The organism is Citrobacter sp. S46_ASV_140 (assembly GCF_018919545.1).
Classification (GTDB): domain Bacteria; phylum Pseudomonadota; class Gammaproteobacteria; order Enterobacterales; family Enterobacteriaceae; genus Citrobacter; species Citrobacter braakii.
This window is the reverse complement of the sequence record NZ_JAHLRC010000274.1, coordinates 1-985: the sequence shown is the minus strand read 5'-3', so window position 1 is coordinate 985 and position 985 is coordinate 1. Positions and strand designations below refer to the sequence as shown.

Here is a 985-nt window from a genome sequence, read left to right as displayed (position 1 = left end):
GATCATCACCCATCGATTCTCCATCGATGAATTCCAGCAGGGCTTTGACGCGATGCGCTCGGGCCAGTCAGGGAAAGTGATCCTGAGCTGGGATTGAATGCTCGACTTGTATTAAATGCTACCAACGGCCAGATTCTTTATTCTGGCCGTATAAATAATAAATACTATTTGCCTCGAAGCTTTCTGGATAAAGATCTTATCGCTTCTTTGAGCCAGATGAGCTTATAGATTAACCCTTTTCCTTTGATGTTAATATGATATTTTCGCTGCAATGCTAAAATGTCATTAGCCTGGCAAATCTTCATATTTCCCTTACAGGATAAGTCAATTATTCTTAATTCACCGCCTGGCGTACGAATGAAATTTCCAGGGTGGATATCATTAGATGCCAACCCGGCTTTGTGAAGGCGCAGAACGCACTGTTTCACTTCATCGGCATTCTTATGGTTAATTTCTTTTAAAGGAGTGCCTTCAACATATTCATGAATAATATAAACATCATGACACTGACGAAGGCGTACTTTTTCAGCGGCATAGTAGAGATCGGCTGTACAGGCGCGCATTTCCGGGGAGAGTGTGTCCAGCTTCTTGATGAGCCAGGAATAAAAGGGGCCGGAGATAAAATTCTGCATTTTTTTCTCAAATCGAGAATCAACTTCACGGTCGTTTTTGATGATAAATTTTTGTGAGTTGTACTCGACCAGTTCTACACTGCGCATGGCGTTACCACTGCTCAACGGTTTGCCACTGATTTCTTTGTTTATATACTTATTCATCAGTGACTTAAGGTCTGTTTTGGTCTCTTTGCAATAGACCGTATAACCTTTTTCATGTGTCTTACTGATGGCCATCACTTTCCTCAATATCAGTGTACATCGCGCGTTAATTTACAGGGGTATAGTATACAGGTTGTGTCCCTCAATATGTAGACGATCTGAGCTATCACGGCCGCTGAACTCAGGCGCCGCATGGCATTTTCCCATAC

The 985-nt window shown here is 42.4% G+C and carries 2 protein-coding genes; one reads left to right on the top strand and one right to left on the bottom strand.

Going from position 1 to position 985, the window contains the following annotated elements:
- Positions 1-97 (top strand): hypothetical protein (locus KQJ19_RS24175; protein ID WP_253296415.1); only part of this gene is annotated, 97 nt, incomplete at its 5' end.
- A 67-nt stretch (positions 98-164) separates the two neighbouring features.
- Here KQJ19_RS24175 and rfaY read toward each other — a convergent pair.
- Complete coding sequence (gene rfaY / locus KQJ19_RS23735; protein ID WP_200051983.1) at positions 165-851, bottom strand: lipopolysaccharide core heptose(II) kinase RfaY; 687 nt, start codon at positions 849-851, stop codon at positions 165-167.
- Positions 852-985: the final 134 nt, after the last annotated feature.

What these genes read in the sequence shown, in the direction of transcription:
- rfaY (WP_200051983.1), bottom strand. Translation starts at nt 851, where the DNA reads ATGGCCATCAGTAAGACACATGAAAAAGGTTATACGGTCTATTGCAAA.